This window comes from Microcoleus sp. Z1_B2, from assembly GCF_036700325.1.
Classification (GTDB): domain Bacteria; phylum Cyanobacteriota; class Cyanobacteriia; order Cyanobacteriales; family Microcoleaceae; genus Microcoleus.
The window spans coordinates 12,090-29,938 of sequence record NZ_JAUBOQ010000035.1 but is presented as its reverse complement, the minus strand read 5'-3'; the positions used below and the strand labels follow the sequence as shown (position 1 = coordinate 29,938).

The 17,849-nt window shown below is 46.4% G+C and carries 12 protein-coding genes; 9 read left to right on the top strand and 3 right to left on the bottom strand.

Translation table 11 applies throughout. The features are described from left to right. Window positions 1-387 precede the first annotated feature (387 nt). Window positions 388-4,125, top strand: coding sequence for a methionine synthase (gene metH / locus QT984_RS20170; RefSeq protein WP_333056734.1), 3,738 nt, complete (start codon window positions 388-390; stop codon window positions 4,123-4,125). Window positions 4,126-4,283: 158 nt separating this feature from the next. Here metH and QT984_RS20165 read toward each other — a convergent pair whose 3' ends face one another. Then, window positions 4,284-4,907, bottom strand: a complete 624-nt coding sequence (locus QT984_RS20165; RefSeq protein WP_333056735.1) for a hypothetical protein — start codon at window positions 4,905-4,907, stop codon at window positions 4,284-4,286. Window positions 4,908-5,176: 269 nt separating this feature from the next. Then, complete coding sequence (locus tag QT984_RS20160; protein WP_172184303.1) at window positions 5,177-5,503, bottom strand: YbjQ family protein; 327 nt, start codon at window positions 5,501-5,503, stop codon at window positions 5,177-5,179. Between the two features lie 150 nt (window positions 5,504-5,653). On the opposite strand from QT984_RS20160, the gene QT984_RS20155 reads away from it, so the two are divergent. From QT984_RS20155 to QT984_RS20125, 7 genes are all read left to right on the top strand, one after another. Then, window positions 5,654-6,754 (top strand): tetratricopeptide repeat protein, encoded by a 1,101-nt coding sequence (locus QT984_RS20155; RefSeq protein ID WP_333279110.1) that lies wholly within the window; start codon window positions 5,654-5,656, stop codon window positions 6,752-6,754. Between the two features lie 433 nt (window positions 6,755-7,187). Beyond that, on the top strand, window positions 7,188-8,885 hold the full coding sequence (gene crtO, locus QT984_RS20150; protein ID WP_333056737.1) for a beta-carotene ketolase CrtO: 1,698 nt from the start codon (window positions 7,188-7,190) through the stop codon (window positions 8,883-8,885). Window positions 8,886-9,502: 617 nt separating this feature from the next. After that, window positions 9,503-10,603 carry a saccharopine dehydrogenase NADP-binding domain-containing protein gene (locus tag QT984_RS20145; protein WP_333056740.1) on the top strand — a complete coding sequence of 367 codons (1,101 nt, stop codon included), beginning with the start codon at window positions 9,503-9,505 and terminating at the stop codon, window positions 10,601-10,603. Window positions 10,604-10,990: 387 nt separating this feature from the next. Further along, on the top strand, window positions 10,991-11,341 hold the full coding sequence (locus QT984_RS20140) for a hypothetical protein (protein WP_333056741.1): 351 nt from the start codon (window positions 10,991-10,993) through the stop codon (window positions 11,339-11,341). Window positions 11,342-11,627: 286 nt separating this feature from the next. Beyond that, window positions 11,628-12,149, top strand: coding sequence for a hypothetical protein (locus QT984_RS20135; RefSeq protein WP_333056742.1), 522 nt, complete (start codon window positions 11,628-11,630; stop codon window positions 12,147-12,149). Window positions 12,150-12,695: 546 nt separating this feature from the next. Beyond that, complete coding sequence (locus QT984_RS20130; protein ID WP_333056743.1) at window positions 12,696-14,030, top strand: hypothetical protein; 1,335 nt, start codon at window positions 12,696-12,698, stop codon at window positions 14,028-14,030. Between the two features lie 484 nt (window positions 14,031-14,514). Beyond that, complete coding sequence (locus QT984_RS20125; RefSeq protein ID WP_333056745.1) at window positions 14,515-16,401, top strand: PAS domain S-box protein; 1,887 nt, start codon at window positions 14,515-14,517, stop codon at window positions 16,399-16,401. An 81-nt stretch (window positions 16,402-16,482) separates the two neighbouring features. Here QT984_RS20125 and QT984_RS20120 read toward each other — a convergent pair whose 3' ends face one another. Then, window positions 16,483-16,800, bottom strand: a complete 318-nt coding sequence (locus QT984_RS20120) for a hypothetical protein (RefSeq protein WP_333056746.1) — start codon at window positions 16,798-16,800, stop codon at window positions 16,483-16,485. Window positions 16,801-16,912: 112 nt separating this feature from the next. Here QT984_RS20120 and QT984_RS20115 point away from each other — a divergent pair, with 112 nt between their 5' ends. Beyond that, window positions 16,913-17,806, top strand: a complete 894-nt coding sequence (locus tag QT984_RS20115; RefSeq protein WP_333056748.1) for an ion channel — start codon at window positions 16,913-16,915, stop codon at window positions 17,804-17,806. The last annotated feature ends 43 nt before the right edge of the window (window positions 17,807-17,849 follow it).

Below are 17,849 nucleotides of genomic sequence, written 5' to 3'. Positions count from 1 at the left end.
ATTTGTCAATTTATTACGGAGTCCCAGCGGGTTCGGAGAGGGTTGGGGTGGGTAAGAATTTACGAGGCATTTAGGATTGCTATATAACTCATTGAATTGTGGCGATCGCATTTTCGCAAAAATCGTCAGCAGTTAAGCGAAAAAATCCCTTGCAACTCGCCGATTTTCCCGCCGCAGCCTCACCCACAACAGCATTTTGACAATAATCCAGGGCGATCGGTAAAATAACAGGTACGATGGCTACGCCCCGGCCCCGGCCTACGAACTATTGTCAGCCGCATTAAATCCTTCACTAATTAACCATTTGCCAACAGTCACATAAATGTTGACAATATTGCACAATAGATAAAATTGTAAATATATAGCACCTGCGTTTTTTTACCGCTTATGAATAGCAGATTCCTCGATCGACTCCACCACCCCTCACGCCCCGTCATCGTCTTCGACGGCGCGATGGGAACCAACCTGCAAGTCCAAAACCTCACCGCAGAAGACTTTGGCGGCAAAGAATACGAAGGCTGCAACGAATATCTCGTCCACACCAAACCCGAAGCCGTCGCCAACGTGCACCGGGGATTCCTCGAAGCAGGGGCCGATGTCATCGAAACAGACACCTTTGGCGGGGCTTCCATCGTTCTCGCCGAATATGATTTAGCAGACAAAGCATATTATCTCAACAAAACTGCCGCCGAACTCGCCAAGGGTATCGCCGCCGAATTTTCCACAGCAGAAAAACCGAGATTTGTCGCAGGATCGATCGGGCCAGGCACCAAATTGCCAACATTAGGACACATTGATTTCGACACACTCACCGCCGCTTTTGCCGAACAAGCAGAAGGACTTTATGACGGTGGCGTTGACTTATTTATTGTCGAAACTTGTCAAGATGTGCTGCAAATTAAATCAGCATTAAATGCCATTGAAGAAGTATTTAAGAAAAAAGGTGCGCGAATTCCGTTAATGGTATCAGTCACAATGGAAGCCACCGGCACAATGTTAGTCGGTTCCGACATCAGCGCCGCCCTAGCCATTTTGCAGCCGTACCCCATAGATATCTTAGGATTAAATTGTGCCACCGGGCCCGATCGCATGGCCGAACACGTCAAATACCTTTCCGAACATTCACCCTTCGTCGTTTCCTGCGTTCCCAACGCCGGTTTACCCGAAAACATCGGCGGCCACGCGCACTACAAACTCACGCCCATAGAATTAAAAATGGCCTTGATGCGCTTTGTCGAAGACTTAGGCGTGCAAGTCATCGGTGGCTGCTGCGGCACTCGCTACGATCACATTCGCGAACTATCAGAAATTGGCAAAACTCTTAAACCCAAAATTCGCGAAATTACTTGGGAACCTTCCGCCGCTTCAATTTACACCGCCCAACCCTACGAACAAGAGAATTCCTTCTTAATTGTCGGCGAAAGACTCAACGCCAGCGGTTCCAAAAAATGCCGCGATTTGCTAAACGCCGAAGACTGGGATGGTTTAGTAGCAATGGCTAGGGAACAAGTGCGAGAAGGCGCGCACATTCTCGATGTCAACGTGGATTATGTCGGCCGCGACGGCGTGCGAGACATGAAAGAATTAGTCTCCCGCGTTGTGACAAATGCAACTCTCCCTTTAATGCTGGATTCCACAGAATGGGAAAAGATGGAAGCAGGCTTAAAAGTTGCGGGCGGCAAATGTTTGCTGAATTCCACTAACTATGAAGACGGAGAACCGCGTTTTTATCAAGTTTTGGAGTTGGCGAAAAAATACGGCGCGGGCATAGTTATCGGGACGATTGATGAAGACGGAATGGCGAGAACCGCAGACAAAAAATTTGCGATTGCCCAACGCGCCTATAACGCCGCCGTCGCCTACGGAATTCCCCCCCAAGAAATCTTTTTTGACACCCTAGCATTGCCCATTTCCACCGGGATTGAAGAAGACAGAAAAAACGGCAAAGCCACCATCGAATCCATCCGCCGCATTCGCCAAGAATTACCAGGCTGTCACGTAATTTTAGGAGTTTCTAACATCTCCTTCGGCTTGAATCCGGCGGCGCGGCAAGTTTTGAATTCCATGTTTTTGCACGAAGCAATGCAAGCGGGGATGGACTCGGCAATTGTCAGCGCCAATAAGATTTTGCCCCTGGCGAAAATCGACCCCAAACACCAAGAAATCTGCCGTAAACTGATTTACGACGAACGGGAGTTTGACGGCGAAATTTGCGTTTATGACCCCTTGGGCGACCTGACAACGGTGTTTGCGGGCAAAACTACCAAGCGCGATCGTACAGAAGACGCAAGCCTCCCGGTAGAAGAACGCCTCAAGCAGCACATCATCGACGGCGAACGCATTGGGCTCGACATCCAACTCGCCAAAGCATTAGAAACCTATCCGCCCCTCCACATTATCAATACCTTCTTGCTAGACGGGATGAAAGTAGTCGGAGAATTGTTCGGTTCGGGACAAATGCAACTGCCATTTGTATTGCAGTCAGCAGAAACAATGAAAGCGGCAGTTGCCTATCTAGAACCGCACATGGAAAAGTCCGAATCCGGGGACAACGCCAAAGGCACATTCATCATCGCTACTGTCAAAGGCGACGTTCACGATATCGGCAAAAACTTGGTTGATATTATCCTATCAAACAACGGCTACCGAGTGATCAACTTGGGAATTAAACAGTCGGTTGATAATATCATCGAAGCCTACGAAAAGCACAAAGCCGACTGTATAGCCATGAGTGGCTTGCTGGTAAAATCCACCGCATTTATGAAAGAAAATCTGGAAGTGTTCAACCAGAAAGGAATCACGGTTCCGGTAATTTTGGGCGGCGCGGCTTTGACTCCCAAGTTTGTACATGAAGACTGCCAAAATACTTATAAAGGTAAAGTAATTTATGGCAAAGATGCGTTTTCTGACTTGCACTTTATGGACAAACTCATGCCAGCAAAATCTGCTGGAAAATGGGAAGATTTGCAAGGATTTTTAGATGAAATAGAGGATGATAATGGGGCGGTTAAAGAAGCTAAAGCGGCGCCAGAAATTTCTGTAGAAGAGGCTAAGAAAGCAGACACTCCTGTGGTGATAGATACTAGGCGATCCGAAGCAGTTGCTGCAGATATCGATCGCCCGACTCCTCCTTTCTGGGGAACGAAACTGTTGCAGGGAGAAGACATCCCATTTGAGGAGATTTTCTGGCACTTAGATTTGCAAGCTTTAGTTGCCGGTCAGTGGCAGTTCCGCAAGCCCAAAGACCAATCGCGGGAAGAATACGACGCTTTCTTAGCTGAGAAAGTTTATCCCATCTTGGAAGAGTGGAAACACAAAATTATCACCGAAAAGTTACTGCAGCCGCAAGCAATTTACGGGTATTTTCCCTGTCAAGCTGAAGGTAATTCTTTGCATTTGTACGATCCGGAAATTATGAATGGCGGGCAAACAATAATCAGTGGCGGGCAAACAATAATCAGTGGCGGGCAAACAATAATCAGTGGCGGGCAAACAATAATCAGTGGCGGGCAAGATGCCCACCCCACAAAAGAAAGTGGCACAGGCATCTTGCCTGTGGCTGCAACAGAAAGTGGCACAGGCAAGATGCCTGTGGCTGCAACAGAGAGTGGCACAGGCATCTTGCCTGTGGCTGCAACATTCACATTTCCCCGCCAAAAATCGGCGCGCCGGCTGTGCATTGCCGACTTCTTTGCGCCCAAAGAATCGGGTAAAATCGATGTATTTCCGATGCAAGTAGCGACAGTGGGAGAAATTGCTACAGAGTACGCGCAAAAGCTATTTGCTAACAATCAATATACCGACTATCTCTACTTTCACGGATTAGCGGTACAGACAGCGGAAGCAATAGCAGAATGGACTCACGCGCGAATTCGGCGGGAATTGGGATTTGGTAGCGAGGAACCGGACAACATTCGCGATATGCTGGCGCAAAGATATCGCGGTTCGCGGTACAGTTTCGGCTATCCTGCTTGTCCGAATATGGCGGATCAGTATAAGCAACTGGAATTGTTAAAGTGCGATCGTATCAACCTGTACATGGATGAAAGCGAACAACTTTATCCCGAACAATCAACAACCGCAATTATCACCTATCACCCAGCAGCCAAATACTTCAGCGCTTAATTTATAGGGTGCGCTAGCAGCACCTTTCTCTCGTTTTCCTCGTTTTTATACTCGTTCCCCGGTACAACCTGGGAACGAGAAACCAAATTAAAATAACAAAAAAGCACCTTAAAAAAAGTGCTTTCCTGAATATGAACTTTCCGTGTCTGACGAAACATTTACGAGTAATTCCGGGGAGTGCGTGCACCTGCAGATGCTCCTACCATCGAAGCAACTAAACCCAATAGCGAGCCGAACAAAAATGACCAACCAGCTTTCGCAGCATTACCAGCGATATTGCGAGTATCCTGAGCAGTTACGTTAGGCGCTTGGTTCGGCAAATCGACGCCGCTTTGCTGCGCTTGATTAATTGCTTCTCCCGCATTCGCAGCTATGACGCCAAAAGTGCCGGCCACGCCATTTGCTAACAGCCAAGAGCCGATTGTTAAGGTGGTTGCCCACAAAATTGCTCCGTTCAAAAGCGCTGTGTTGCGGTTCATCGGGCCGCAAGCACGAGCAGTTACCCAACCGCCAACGGCCAAGCTAATTAACAAACTGATAATTGACCAAATTCCGACGCCGGTACCCACGTCTCCTGAAATAGTGCGCGGAGCTCCTGAACCAGCAATGCTGCTCAAGCCGATCGCAGCGCCCAATGCACTTAACACCAGTTGTGTGGCGATCGCAATTACCAAACCCGAAAAAATCGGGCCCCAACGTACTCGATCGTGGTATTCCATCACTGAATTTACCACCACGGGTTCGGTACCAACGTTATCTACAGGTCTATTTACGTATGACATAGGTTTTTCTTTCCTCTTAGAGTTGCTTTAATTTTTAACAATCTTTCACTTAAGCATTGATTGTGGCTGAGATTGATAAAAACTATATCTGCCTGGGGAAATAACCAGTATCTATGTCTGAAGAAAGAAACGAAAAAGTCATCCGCCCCCAGCCACCCGCTATTAGCGAATGACTGATGACTGATGACTCATGAGTGATAACTATTTTATCCCGTTGGAAAAGTTCCCGGATGTATACAGGAAATGCGGACGTATACAGAAAATACAGCTTAACGCAATCTTACAGCCGTTCCAACGGCAGTAATCAGCAGCAAAGCCCCGCTGGAGTCTACATTAATCGTGCCGGTGTCAACTTCCACCCCGATTACGGCATTGGCGCCGAGGCGCTGGGCCCGTTTTTCCAGTTCCGCGAGGGCATCTCGCTGTCCTTTGAGAAACACTTCCTCGTAACTGCCGGTGCGCCCGCCGATGATGTCGCGAATGCCCGCGAAGAAGTCTCGCAGGGCATTGGTGCCGTAGACAACCTCAGCAGTTACAATTCCCAGGTAAGATTGAATTTCTGCTCCTTGGATGATATCAGTTGTTGTTACAATCATCAGTTGGCCTCAATCGCGAAAATTTTGAGTGGGTCTTGTTCTGTAGATTTACTACATCTCGCCACTCAAACATTCCTGGTAAATCATCAGTTGTCAGCTTGTCAAGCTGACAGCAACTCGCTCTTCCATTCCACATACTCTTTGAAACACATGGCCGTGCACAAACAAAGTCTCTTGGTATTCACTACGTTGCTAATAGCAGGATTCGCTGTCACAGCGCCGCAAATAGCGCTCTCAGCAGAAACAGTCGTTCAAGTCAACCCTCAAAATGATTCAAATTTAGATGCTCTGCTGCGACAAGGGCGCGAGTTTGTAGATGTAGGAGACTACAGTAGCGCGATCGCCATTTATCAGGAAGCTGCGCGTTTAGATACGGAAAACCCGCGCATTTTTTCTGGTATTGGCTATTTAGAAGCGCGTCAAGGCAACTATGAAGCCTCAGTAGAATTTTACCAACAAGCGATCGGTCTGGAACCGAACAATGCGGACTTCCAATACGCATTAGGATATGCTATGGCGAATTTACAAAACTACCCCGCAGCCGCCACAGCTTATCGCCGCGCCGCTGCGCTCGATCGCAAAAATGTCAATGCCCGCATCGGTCTGGGAGTGGTACTCTTTCAGCAAAAAGATTACAGCGGTTCTTTTAAAGCATACCAAGAGGCGATCGCCCTCGATCCAAAAAGTTGGCAAGCTTATTCTTCAATGGGTTTAGTATTGATCCAGCAGGGAAGTTTTGCCAGTGCTGTCACCGTGCTCCAACAAGCAGCCGAACTCGCTCCCAAACAAGCAGGTGTCCAGTTAAAATTAGGCACTGCTTTGCTGCGGGCAGGCTATACTTCCGAAGGGCTAGCAGCTTTTGAAGAAGCTGCAAAATTGGAGCCCCGGAATCCAGAAGTGCAGCTAGAAATTGGCGAACTTCTCCAGGATCAAAACGACTTCGACGGAGCGCTTATAGCTTATCAGCGGGCTATTGCGGTACGACCGAATTTAGTGGAAGCACACGCAGGAATCGGGGAAATTCAACTGAAAAAACAAGATTTTTTAGGAGCAATTACCACTTTTAGGCGAGTGATTGGACTCGATCCAAACCGGGCAGAAGCTTATTACAATATGGGTACGGCACTCAAAGCGCGCGCTCGCAAATCCGAAGCAATTGAAGCTTTTAAACAAGCCCTCGACACTTACCGCCAGCAAGGCAACAATGATGGTGTACAAAAAGCTGAGGCTGCGCTCCAGCAACTAAAGTAATATGTCTCAATGTACTAATAGGTAATTGGCTAGCAGTTTTGAGTGTGGAGTAAGTATTTTTCCTAGGGCTTAACTCCTTCCACTCCCCGTCTTGCAAGGAAAAAAGCAATCTCAAAACTGTTTCTCTTCCCTATTCCCAATGCCCCCTTTCCTCTTCCTTCTTCCTTCTTACTTCCTTTGCGTAAATTGTTTAATTTAACGCAGATAAATTTGCCTAAATATAGTACAATATTGGCGCAATTGGAGAAGGGTGAGTGCTCGGTAAGTTTAAGCAGAAATCAGGGCGATCGCACAACAGGATTTTGTCAAAGCTCCCTCTTTTGTAATATGCTAAAAGGGCTTACTGACAATGAATCTATTTCTATTGGTAGAGACAGCCAACTTGTTAACATTTGTAAAATAAGCAAAATATCCTCTCCCTAGAACTTCATCTATGCAAACGTATGATGTCATTATCATAGGCGCAGGTCACAACGGACTCGTCTGTGCATCTTATCTGCTGAAAGCTGGATATACCGTCCTGTTGTTAGAAAAACGTTCGGTTCCCGGGGGCGCAGCAACTACTGAAGCGGCCATTCCCGAATTACCGGATTTTAAATTCAATATGTGCGCGATCGACCACGAGTTTATCCATTTAGGGCCAGTTGTAGAAGAATTAGAACTGGAAAAATACGGTTTAGAATATCTTTTCTGCGATCCAGTGGCTTTTTGTCCGCATCCCGACGGTAAATATTTCTTAGCGCACAAATCCGTTGAAAAAACTTGTGCTGAAATTGCCCGCTACAACGAGCGCGACGCTAAAAAATATGCCGAATATACAGACTTTTGGCAGCGGGCTTTAGGGGCAATGGTTCCGATGTTTAATGCGCCACCAAAATCGATCGTAGATATTCTGGGAAACTACGATATTTCAAAAATCAAAGATTTATTGTCAGTCATCGGTTCACCCGACAAAACGCTGGACTTTGTTCGCACGATGCTCACCAGCGCTGAAGACCTTCTCAACGAGTGGTTTGACGAGGAATTTATCAAAGCACCCCTAGCAAGATTCGCCGCAGAACTAGGCGCGCCTCCTTCGCAAAAAACCCTTGCTGTAGGCGCAATTATGCTGGCAATGAGACACAATCCCGGCATGGCAAGACCGCGCGGTGGGACGGGTGCATTAGTGCAAGCGCTGCTCAATTTAGTGAAAAGTTATTCCGGTGTGGTACTTACCGACCAGCACGTCGAGAAAATATTAGTTGATGATGGTCGCGCTGTGGGAGTTCGAGTTGCCAACGGCACGGAATACCGTGCGACAAAAGGTGTCATTTCTAATATTGATGCTAAGCGCTTGTTTCTGCACTTAATGGACTCCAGCGATGTTGACAGTGCCGACCCGGATTTGCGGGAAAGATTGGAGCGCAAAATTGTTAACAACAACGAGACTATTCTCAAAATAGACTTAGCTCTCAATGAAATGCCCAAGTTCGATCGCTGGAATCATCGGGACGAATATTTAATTGGTTCGGTTTTAATTGCAGACTCGGTAAAACACGTTGAAATTGCTCACAGCGAGCCTTCAATCGGCAGAATTCCCGACTCTGATCCATCGATGTATGTAGTGTTTCCGACGGTACTAGACCCGTCAATGGCTCCCCCCGGACATCATACGGCTTGGATTGAATTTTTTGCTCCTTACCAGATCGAAAATGCTGAAGGAACCGGCCAGCACGGTACGGGTTGGACGGATGAGCTCAAAAACAAAGTTGCCGATCGCTGCATCGATAAATTAGCAGAATACGCGCCAAATATCAAAAATTCAATTATAGGGCGCCACGTGGAAAGTCCGGCGGAATTGGGAGAGCGTTTGGGGGCTTTGAAAGGGAATTATTATCACGTTGATATGACGCTAGATCAGATGATATTTTTCCGTCCTTTGCCGGAGTTGGCGAATTACAAAACGCCGATCGACGGTTTGTTCCTCACGGGGGCGGGAACGCATCCGGGTGGCTCAATTTCGGGGATGCCGGGACGCAATACCGCTCGCGTTTTCATGCACTCGCAGCAGCCTTTCGCGCAGACTTTAGCAGATGCGGCTAATACTCTGAAAGCGAAGGGGAAGTCGGTATTTCGGAGTAATGAGAAGTAAGATTTTTAGCAACCGCAGATGAGGGCAGATAGACGCAGATGAATCACATCTGCGTTTGTTTGTTTGTATTGATTTATCTGTTGGCAAGTGCGATAATTTTTTCTGGTTGATTCCCTGTGAAGGGAAAACGATTTGCGAGCGCTATTAATACCATTTAGTCCTGGACGCATAAATACCAAAGAAACCGGGTTTTTACCAGTTTTAAAGGTCTGGATACAGTATTTTCGCAAAAACCCGGTTTCTGACCACCCCTGCGTCCAGGACTACCCTTTTTAAATCTGGTGCATCTTTCGCGAGCGCTGGCGGTGGTTCACGTTCCCTCTAATCTGTTAAAATATTTTTGCATCCGAGAGCATATTCCATTGATAAAATTCTCAATTCTCAATATTAGAAGAACAAGTTAACGCGGAAGGCATTTTTAAACTTAGTGTCGCAGCCAAACCTCTAATGAAAGCAGAACAGGCAAGTCCCTGGTAGAAGTCGCTCCCCATCGGCATATCAGGGCGATAGCCACCGATCCCCACCATCTCGCATTCTCCTCAATTCATACTTTATGCGGATGAAAACGCCGGCCCCAAGTTGAGAGACTGAGAAGTGGCGTTACCCTTTTTTTAGCGATGGCAAACCGAGTTTTGATTGTCGGCGGCCGAGGACGAATTGGCAGCAGTGTTGCCCAAGACCTTGTTACCCATACCGACGCAGAAATTACCGTTACCGGACGCAACTCTGAAGCCTCTATTGGGCCGGGATTGCCGCCGGATCGGGTGCAGTACCAAACTTTTGATTTAGCGGACAGTGCAGCCCTGCAAAAAGCTGTTTCAGAGTCTAATCTTGTGGTTCACTGTGCGGGGCCTTTTCACTACCGAGACGCTAGTGTACTGAAAACTTGCATAGAAGCAGGTGTTAATTATACTGATGTCAGCGACAGCCGCAGTTTTACTCGCAGAGCTTTAGACTTGCGCGAAACAGCTAAAAATGCTGGAATTACTGCTATTATTAACACGGGGATTTTTCCCGGTGTGTCTAATAGCATGGTGCGGCGAGATGTGGAGCAATTAGATGAAGCAGAAAACATCCATTTGAGTTATGTTGTCGGAGGTTCTGGCGGTGCTGGCGTTACCGTCATGAGAACCACTTTTTTAGGTTTGCAAACTCCTTTTGACGTTTGGGCCGATCGCAAGTGGCAGCAAGTAAAACCCTACAGCGATCGCGAAACAATTGAATTTCCCGCACCCTACGGCAACACAGGCGTTTACTGGTTCGATATGCCGGAAGCAATCACTTTGCCCGAAACTTTCCCCGTCAAATCAGTTGTGACTAAATTCGGTACGTCTCCCGACCTTTACAATCACCTTACCTGGTTTGTTGCCAAGTATTGGCCCGCTAGCTGGCTCAAAAATAACTCTGTGATTGAATTTCTCTCCTACGTCAGTTATGGGATGACCAGTGTTAGTAATAGTTTTAGTGGGGTTGGTGTGGCCGTGCGATCGCAAGTGACCGGTCTCAAAAACGGTCAACCCGCTAAAGTTTGCTCGACAGCGATACACCCTAGTGCAGCAGTCGCTACGGGCCTCGGTACTGGCAGCATAGCTCAATTAATGTTAGAAGGAAAACTGGAAAAACCGGGCGTTTGGTCGGTCGAACAAGCTCTTTCTACTGAGCTATTTGAACGAGCTATGCAGAACAGAAAACTAGACATAGAGCAGGTTGTTTTGTAGTTAGTTAGGTTATTTATAGCAATTTAAAATCTTGGAAAATAGGATTTTTGCCAGAACTGCGAAGACGCGAAAGACGCGCCTAAAAAGAAGAGTCAGGGGCTTCTTAATTGATGGGAAAACCCCTAGATAGGGTTCCTCGCAGGAATTGCGATCGCCCCTGATAGGAGATGAGTTCCGCTTGTATAACTAATCTATCTTTTGGTAGAAGTAATAATAACAAGCAGGCGCTTAAGATATGGGATGTCACGGGAAACATCCCTTTTGGCTCGCTCTAGATGCGGTAGCTGCGACACAGATTGCGATTGAACCAAGGTTGTCAATGTGCGATCGCAGTGAAGGGGCGACAAACACCATAATTTTTGCGGAAAAATACGAGGAGAAGTTGATATGAAGCGGGTTTTAAAAGCTCTAGGACAAACATTGAGCCAAAGCATTTTGCTGGTATGTACCCTGGCGTTCATTGGTCTGCTAAGTCTAGCGATCGTACCCAGTCAGGCTGCTTACGCAGGTCAAGACAGAACTCAGGCGCAGCCAGAAGCTAAAATTACTGACCCCGCAGAAAGTTTCGAGGATCTCAATCCCCAAGCAGCTTACGAAGAAATAGTCAAAACCTCTCAAAATCCTGCAACGGTCGAGAAAGCTTACGACGAAAGCTTAAAGGAGTACAAGGGAGAACACCCGCAAGAAGGCATAGTTCAAAAAGCTGAAGAGTTGATCGAAAAGGTAACTGGCAACTAATAAATCAAGAGATTTATATCTAACTCAAGTTGCTGGTAAATAAACAGCTTCAGTGAATAAACAAGGGAGCCGAGTTTAGAACTCACTTGAACATCACGATCTAGGGTGCGCCGAGGCGCACCTTATCCCTTGAGAGTAGCGTGTAAAACTCGTTTTTGAGTCGAGAAGTATTTGATCGTTTCCTTCCTTTTGAAGCTAGCAGCTTCATCCTTAAGGCAGATGAATAGATATGAATTTAAAAGGTAAATTTAATCATAGTTACAGTTAGATAAAAGGAAAAAATATCATGAGCGATGACAAAAAAACGGTACATGAACCTGATGCTAACCTAGATCCGCTTTCGGGGGAAACCGGGGCTCATCCAGTCGCAACGGGTATTGGTGCGGCGAGTGCCGGTGCTGCGGGTGCTGCGATCGGCGGTGCCATCGGCGGGCCTGTAGGAGCAGTTGTCGGCGCTGTTGTGGGTGCCTTTGGCGGCGGTTTGGCGGGCAAAGGTGTGGGCGAGGCGATCGACCCCACGGTAGAAGATGCTTACTGGCAAAGCAACTACAGTTCCCGTCCTTACGTGGACACGAGCGCGACTTACGAAGACTATCAGCCTGCATACCGCACGGGTTATGAGGGATACACCCGCTATGGCGCTACTGGTAAGAAATACGACGAGATCGAACCGGATTTGCAGCGCGACTACGAAACAAATCGCGGTAAGTCTAATGTGACTTGGGAAAAAGCTAAGCACGCCACGCGCGACGCTTGGGATCGGGTGGAACGGGCTGTTCCTGGCGATATTGACAAAGACGGCCGCTAAGGGCTTACGCCAAGTATTTCTCAGTCTTGGAGACACACAAACTCAAGCATTCCGGTGATTTTTAGCCGGGTACCGGAATCGAGGGAAGTGTTTGATAAAAAAACCCGGCTGCGTTTTGGACTGTTGTTGATAGGTAACACAGTTTTTAACGCGAGTTTAGCGAAGTTTTTGGGGATTTTCAGCCCCTCTCTACATCGGAGAGGGTATTTTTATGCTCCCTTAAAATTGCATTTTTCAGGACGATTTTTCTTTCACAGGGCTGTTCGCTGTGAGAACTCGCTATAGACGTAGAGCCTTTGCTGTGCGTGAGTTTAGCACTCCTAAAAAATGCTTTTTACAAAATCGGGATGCTTCCGTTTGAGATTAACATTTTTTTTTGACTATTAGCCTTAAAATTAAACTTATTCAGGACTGAGGCATCGATTGCATATTTCTGTCATTGTTCGCGATGCGCTTTCTTCAATCGCAGCCGGATCGTAAAGCGTCGGTGGCTTCAATTCCGATAATTGTTAACCTAAATCCTCTCATTCAAAATTGGTATTACTTGTGGATGAAATGTTGGAAAGAGCTTGGACACTCAAGCAAAATTTAATTGACTTTGTGCTGGATGCTGAGGGAGAGTTGGCGGTAGCTTTGGAAGCTTATGCAGCAGCTCGATCGACCGGCGAGCGCTACGATATTGCTCAGCAAAATCAAGTGATTGACAGTTTTACTATCGAAGGTAAAGTCGGAGAGAAAACGCCGATCGACTTATTTGTCGAAAGTCAGCCGGATTTAACCGAGAGCGATCGTAGCTTGCTCGAAAGTTGGGAGCACAGAAGCTTCACTGGCTTATTTGAAATCACTCAACTTTCCCCCGACAGGTTTGAACTGATGAACTGGCTGACGGCTAAGCACTACGTTGTCAAGCCCAACAGTCCTAATTTTCTTGCAGAAATGTCTCGCTTTAAGTTAGGAGAAATCTTGCTGGCTCGGATTTCTCCCCTTACCGATGACTGGTGGATACTTTCGAGCTCTCCCATCCCGAAGGGGAAATTGGGTAAGCCGAAGTTGGCGGTGGCGATCGGTAATTTCAAGCAAAATCACAAAAATAACCTATACAGCGATGCCCCGGAATTGTTAGAGCAAGCTTGGCAGTCAGTAGAAAAGTACCATGAAGATTTTACCGAATTTTTTGGCAGTGAGGAATTGACGCTATCGGGATATCACCTGAATAAACAGTTGGCTGAATTTCAGGAATTTATCACTAAAAAACGCCTAGCTGATATGGGCGTTGATGGAAGTAAATCTCTGGCGGATATCGTTGAAGATGCCGGAGTCGATCGAGAAGAAGTCAAAGCAGCAGCCATCGCCGCTGCAGGTGCTGATGCTAAAGCAGTTGAGGTAATGCTCGACAGCAATGCTAGTGCAAAAATGGTAATGCCGAAAGTCGAATTGCCCGATCGCTTCAAGAAAGCCGAACAGGTGAGTGCACTTTCTCATCCTCGCTGGGGACAAACCTTTTTGTCTACTTACGCTCAATTTACTGCACTGCTAGCAGCCGAAGACTTTTCAACCGTTCCCGGTTACGAAAAGCTGGTGCGTAACTATCTCGAAGATCCTGCAATTAATGTCTGGATTTGGCAACGGTTAGCTAAAGTTAATCCAGCGAAATTAGAACAAATTTTGCAAACTGTATTGCAGCGGACTAATTTTCAGATCGATCGCGATTTAGATGCCCTGCTGCAAGAGTTTAAAAAACCCTTAGAACCCGAACTCCCGGAAATTGCCAGCGTTCCCCTGCACCTGCACAACTTATTTCAGGAAGCTTTAGGCGAAGTTAATAAGTCAAAATCCAAGCCACAGGAGAAAAAGAAAAGCTCTAAGGGCTTTAAATCCTGATTTTAGGAACAGGCCGAAAAGCCTGTTCCTAATCTGCCTACTGGCATCACAATCTCTGCACTTCACCGTAAAATTACTTACTCTATCCCATCTAAAATTTCAACTCTAAAATCGATTGACCGAAGTTGAAAAACCCGGAATATTAGTGCGATCGTCCCGCTCGCGAGTTGCAGTGCGAGCGCCCCCGCTCGCGCTGCAACTCGAAAAATTATGATTCCGATGAAGCGCGGAAACGATATCAGTCCTGTTTAATTCAAACTTTAAAAATCACAACTATTTTCAGTAATATAACTGAACTCAATATTTTTTTGTTCGCTCAAACTTGGTGGAATTATCCATCTGTGTCAGCGCCGAGGGATTGGCATCGAAATTAAAACTCTACCGCTAAACTTCAAGATTTATTTCTTTTGACACTTGACTCAAACAAGGTGTTATGATGGGAAATATAAAAAAATAGTCTTCATAAGTTTGAGCGCTGACTACAATGATGCAAAATCTATTGAAACACGTGCGGGAATTGCAGGGACATATTGAGCAACTACCTGTAGATAAACAGGCGATTTTAACAAGCACTTTCGAGCATTTGTCCGCATCTTTACAAGAATTGGCTGCAGAGTTTCAGTCGCTTTTGTTGTCTAAACAATCCCAAGTCAAGTTAGAAAGAATTAACAGCAATTTAGAGATTAAAGTTGCCCAGCAAGCTGCTACTATCAGACATTTAGAGCAGCAGTTAGAGCAAAGCCAGATGCTGTACAAAAGGGTGACTCAGGCACTGACAAAAGGGGAATCCCGACTGCAAAGTCTCCTGCGAAATTCTTCCGATTTGATGACAATTCTCGAAGCAGACGGACGCATCCGAGACCAAAATTCGATCGCAGCAGAGCGGATGTTAGGCTACAATCTCGAACAAAGAATTGGCGAATTCCAAGACGATTTGATCCACCCAGACGATCTACCTGTTTGGCAAGCATATTTGGCAAAATTACTCAAACAGCCAGGGATTGCACCGCCTGTAGAATATCGGAAACGGCACGCTAACGGTTCTTGGGTGTATTTAGAAGTCATTGGTAACAATTTACTCCACGATTCCAGCATCAACGGCATAGTCATCAATTCCCGCGATATCACAGAGCGCAAGTTCTCAGAAGCAGCTTTGGAAAAATCGCAAAAGCAAATCGTTAATATCTTAGAAAAAATCACAGACGGCTTTTATGTGCTCAACCGCCAGTGGCAGTTTACCTACCTCAACGCGAAAGCAGAGCAGTGCTGGCAAAGAGGGCGTCAAGAACTTATAGGTAAAAATATTTGGGATGAGTTTCCTGATACAGCCGACACGATTTTTTTCAAGCAGTTTTACAGAGCGGTATCTGAGAACGTTAATGTTAAATTTGAAGGATATTACCCGCAGCTAAATATTTGGTTTGAAGTCGAGGCTTATCCCTCGGAAGAAGGTTTGTCGGTGTTTTTTCAAAATATAACCGATCGCAAAAATGCAGAAAACGCACTGCGAGCATCAGAATCGCGCTACCGTATTCTCTCGCAAATGACTTCAGATTTTGCCTATTCTTTTAAAGTATTGCCTGACAATACCTGGGCCTGCGAATGGATGACTGAAGCTTTTACTAAAATTACGGGTTATACTCCCAAAGAAATCGCAACTTCCGGCGGTTTACAATTCGACTGCATTCATCCCGACGACCTAGAAATGCTGCTGGAACAAATGCAGCTTCGTTCATCTAGCCGCAAGGAAGTAAGCGAGTATCGAATTGTCACCAAATCCGGTGAAATCCGGTGGCTGTGGGATTGTCGGCAAGTTGTGTGGGATGAAGTCGAGAACCGCGCTGTCGGCATTTATGGTGCTTGTCAGGACATCACACAACACAAGCTGGTAGAGGCTAAATTGTGCGAAACCAATCAAGTTTTACAAGGCTTAATTAAAGCTTTGCCGCTGGCAGTTGTCGGGGTTGATAGTAATGCTTTGGTGACGGTGTGGAATTCTGCGGCGGAGCGAGTTTTTGGCTGGAAGGAGTCTGAGGTTGTGGGGGAGCTTTTGCCGATCGTCCCTAGCGATGAAAACGTAAATTTTTATGCGATGTTTCAGTCAGAATTGGCAGGGGAAGCGCAAGTTGCTAGGGAATGTCGGCGGCGGCGGAAAGACGGTTCATCAATTGATGTCTGTATTTGGACTGCACCGATGCGAGATTCTGAGGGCTTGACTTCTGGCACTATCAAGATAGTTTCTCAGATTTCAGAAGCAAACGGAATGGAGGAAAATATGGGCTGGTTGCAATCCCGCAGAGATCGACTAGAACCATTTTGGGCGCGTTATGTCAAGCTTCCTGCGGGAATTAAAAATTTACAAACAACCTGAAACCAAAGTCTTGTGGGGTGGGCACTCTTAGCCCGCCCCAAAAATACAATTTAGATGCGGGACACCTTAGCTTCACGTTTTTTAATCTTCGACTTGCCGAACAGCCATGCGTTGCAGTGGCAGACTGAGTATGCTGGAAACTGTCAACAAGTAAGATAGAACCGTGGTCAGCTTCAGACTTGCCAACAACCAGTTGTCCTCCGGCAGAGGCATCTTTAGGGCAAAGACAGACATGGAGTAGACTATTGAGTAAACAAAACTCATCTTAATTAGGATTTCTTCGCTTAAAGTGCGATCGTCCCTTGGCTGCGATTTGCGATCGCTCAGCAAAATTAGACCCGCAATAGAAGCCACACAAGAAACCATAACGAGATAGTCATGCCAGTTAAGCTCAACCATTTTCAAACTTCCTTGATATCCTAATTTTTAGAATCTGACATCAGTCTAAAGGATAAGTTTTCCCAGTCAAAACAATAGTTACAAATTGACACAGCGGTAGTTACAAATCTCAATGAAAAATAATCGCGATCGGCAGCCACAGACTCGTTTAGTCAGCCGCCAAGGACAATTCCCCTTAAATATTGTCAAGTTGGGAGTACCTCGCCTGCATTTTGCCGACCTCTACCACAGGCTGCTAACTCTTTCTTGGCCTCGATTTTTCATCCTGATTTGTCTCTCCTATACAGTCGCGAATTCTTTATTTGCCTTAGCTTACTTGGCGGGAGGAGATTGCATTGCTAACGCGCGGCCGGGTTCTTTCCCAGATGCCTTTTATTTCAGCATCCAAACAATGGCGACGATCGGCTACGGCGCCATGTATCCGCGCACGGATTACGCTAATACTATAGTTGCGATCCAAGCGCTTTTTGGTTTGTGGGGAGTAGCAATGGTGACGGGACTGGCTTTTTCGAGATTTTCTCGACCAACAGCCAGAGTTATCTTCAGCCGCGTAGCTGTAATCGCTCCTTTCAACGGCGTTCCGACTCTGATGTACCGCACTGCAAATCAGCGTTTTAACCAGATTTTAGAAGCGCAGCAGCGAGCTACTTTGATCCGTGACGAGGTAACAGCGGAAGGAGAATTTATGCGGCGTTTTTACGATTTGCAATTGGTGCGAAGTCACTCTCCGATTTTTGCATTAACTTGGACGGTTATGCACGCAATTGATGAGAACAGTCCTTTGTACCAACTTACTGCAAAAGACTTGATGGAACAGCAAGCAGAAATTGTAATTACGTTAACAGGAATTGACGAAACTGTTTCGCAAACTATTCATGCGCGACATTCTTTTGTGGCATCTGAAATTATGTGTAATATGCGGTTTGTAGATATTCTTTTGCAATCGGCGACGGGAGGGCGGGTGGTTGATTATACTCGGTTTCACGATGTGAAGCCTGTTGAATGAAAGTTTTGATTTAGCCACCAGTGCTAGAATACCTGTATGGCCA

What these genes read in the sequence shown, in the direction of transcription:
- QT984_RS20160 (WP_172184303.1), bottom strand. Translation starts at nt 5,503, where the DNA reads ATGATTGTAACAACAACTGATATCATCCAAGGAGCAGAAATTCAATCT.
- QT984_RS20135 (WP_333056742.1), top strand. Translation starts at nt 11,628, where the DNA reads ATGAGCGATGACAAAAAAACGGTACATGAACCTGATGCTAACCTAGAT.
- QT984_RS20115 (WP_333056748.1), top strand. Translation starts at nt 16,913, where the DNA reads ATGAAAAATAATCGCGATCGGCAGCCACAGACTCGTTTAGTCAGCCGC.
- crtO (WP_333056737.1), top strand. Translation starts at nt 7,188, where the DNA reads ATGCAAACGTATGATGTCATTATCATAGGCGCAGGTCACAACGGACTC.
- QT984_RS20125 (WP_333056745.1), top strand. Translation starts at nt 14,515, where the DNA reads ATGATGCAAAATCTATTGAAACACGTGCGGGAATTGCAGGGACATATT.
- QT984_RS20145 (WP_333056740.1), top strand. Translation starts at nt 9,503, where the DNA reads ATGGCAAACCGAGTTTTGATTGTCGGCGGCCGAGGACGAATTGGCAGC.
- metH (WP_333056734.1), top strand. Translation starts at nt 388, where the DNA reads ATGAATAGCAGATTCCTCGATCGACTCCACCACCCCTCACGCCCCGTC.
- QT984_RS20140 (WP_333056741.1), top strand. Translation starts at nt 10,991, where the DNA reads ATGAAGCGGGTTTTAAAAGCTCTAGGACAAACATTGAGCCAAAGCATT.
- QT984_RS20165 (WP_333056735.1), bottom strand. Translation starts at nt 4,907, where the DNA reads ATGTCATACGTAAATAGACCTGTAGATAACGTTGGTACCGAACCCGTG.
- QT984_RS20120 (WP_333056746.1), bottom strand. Translation starts at nt 16,800, where the DNA reads ATGGTTGAGCTTAACTGGCATGACTATCTCGTTATGGTTTCTTGTGTG.
- QT984_RS20155 (WP_333279110.1), top strand. Translation starts at nt 5,654, where the DNA reads ATGGCCGTGCACAAACAAAGTCTCTTGGTATTCACTACGTTGCTAATA.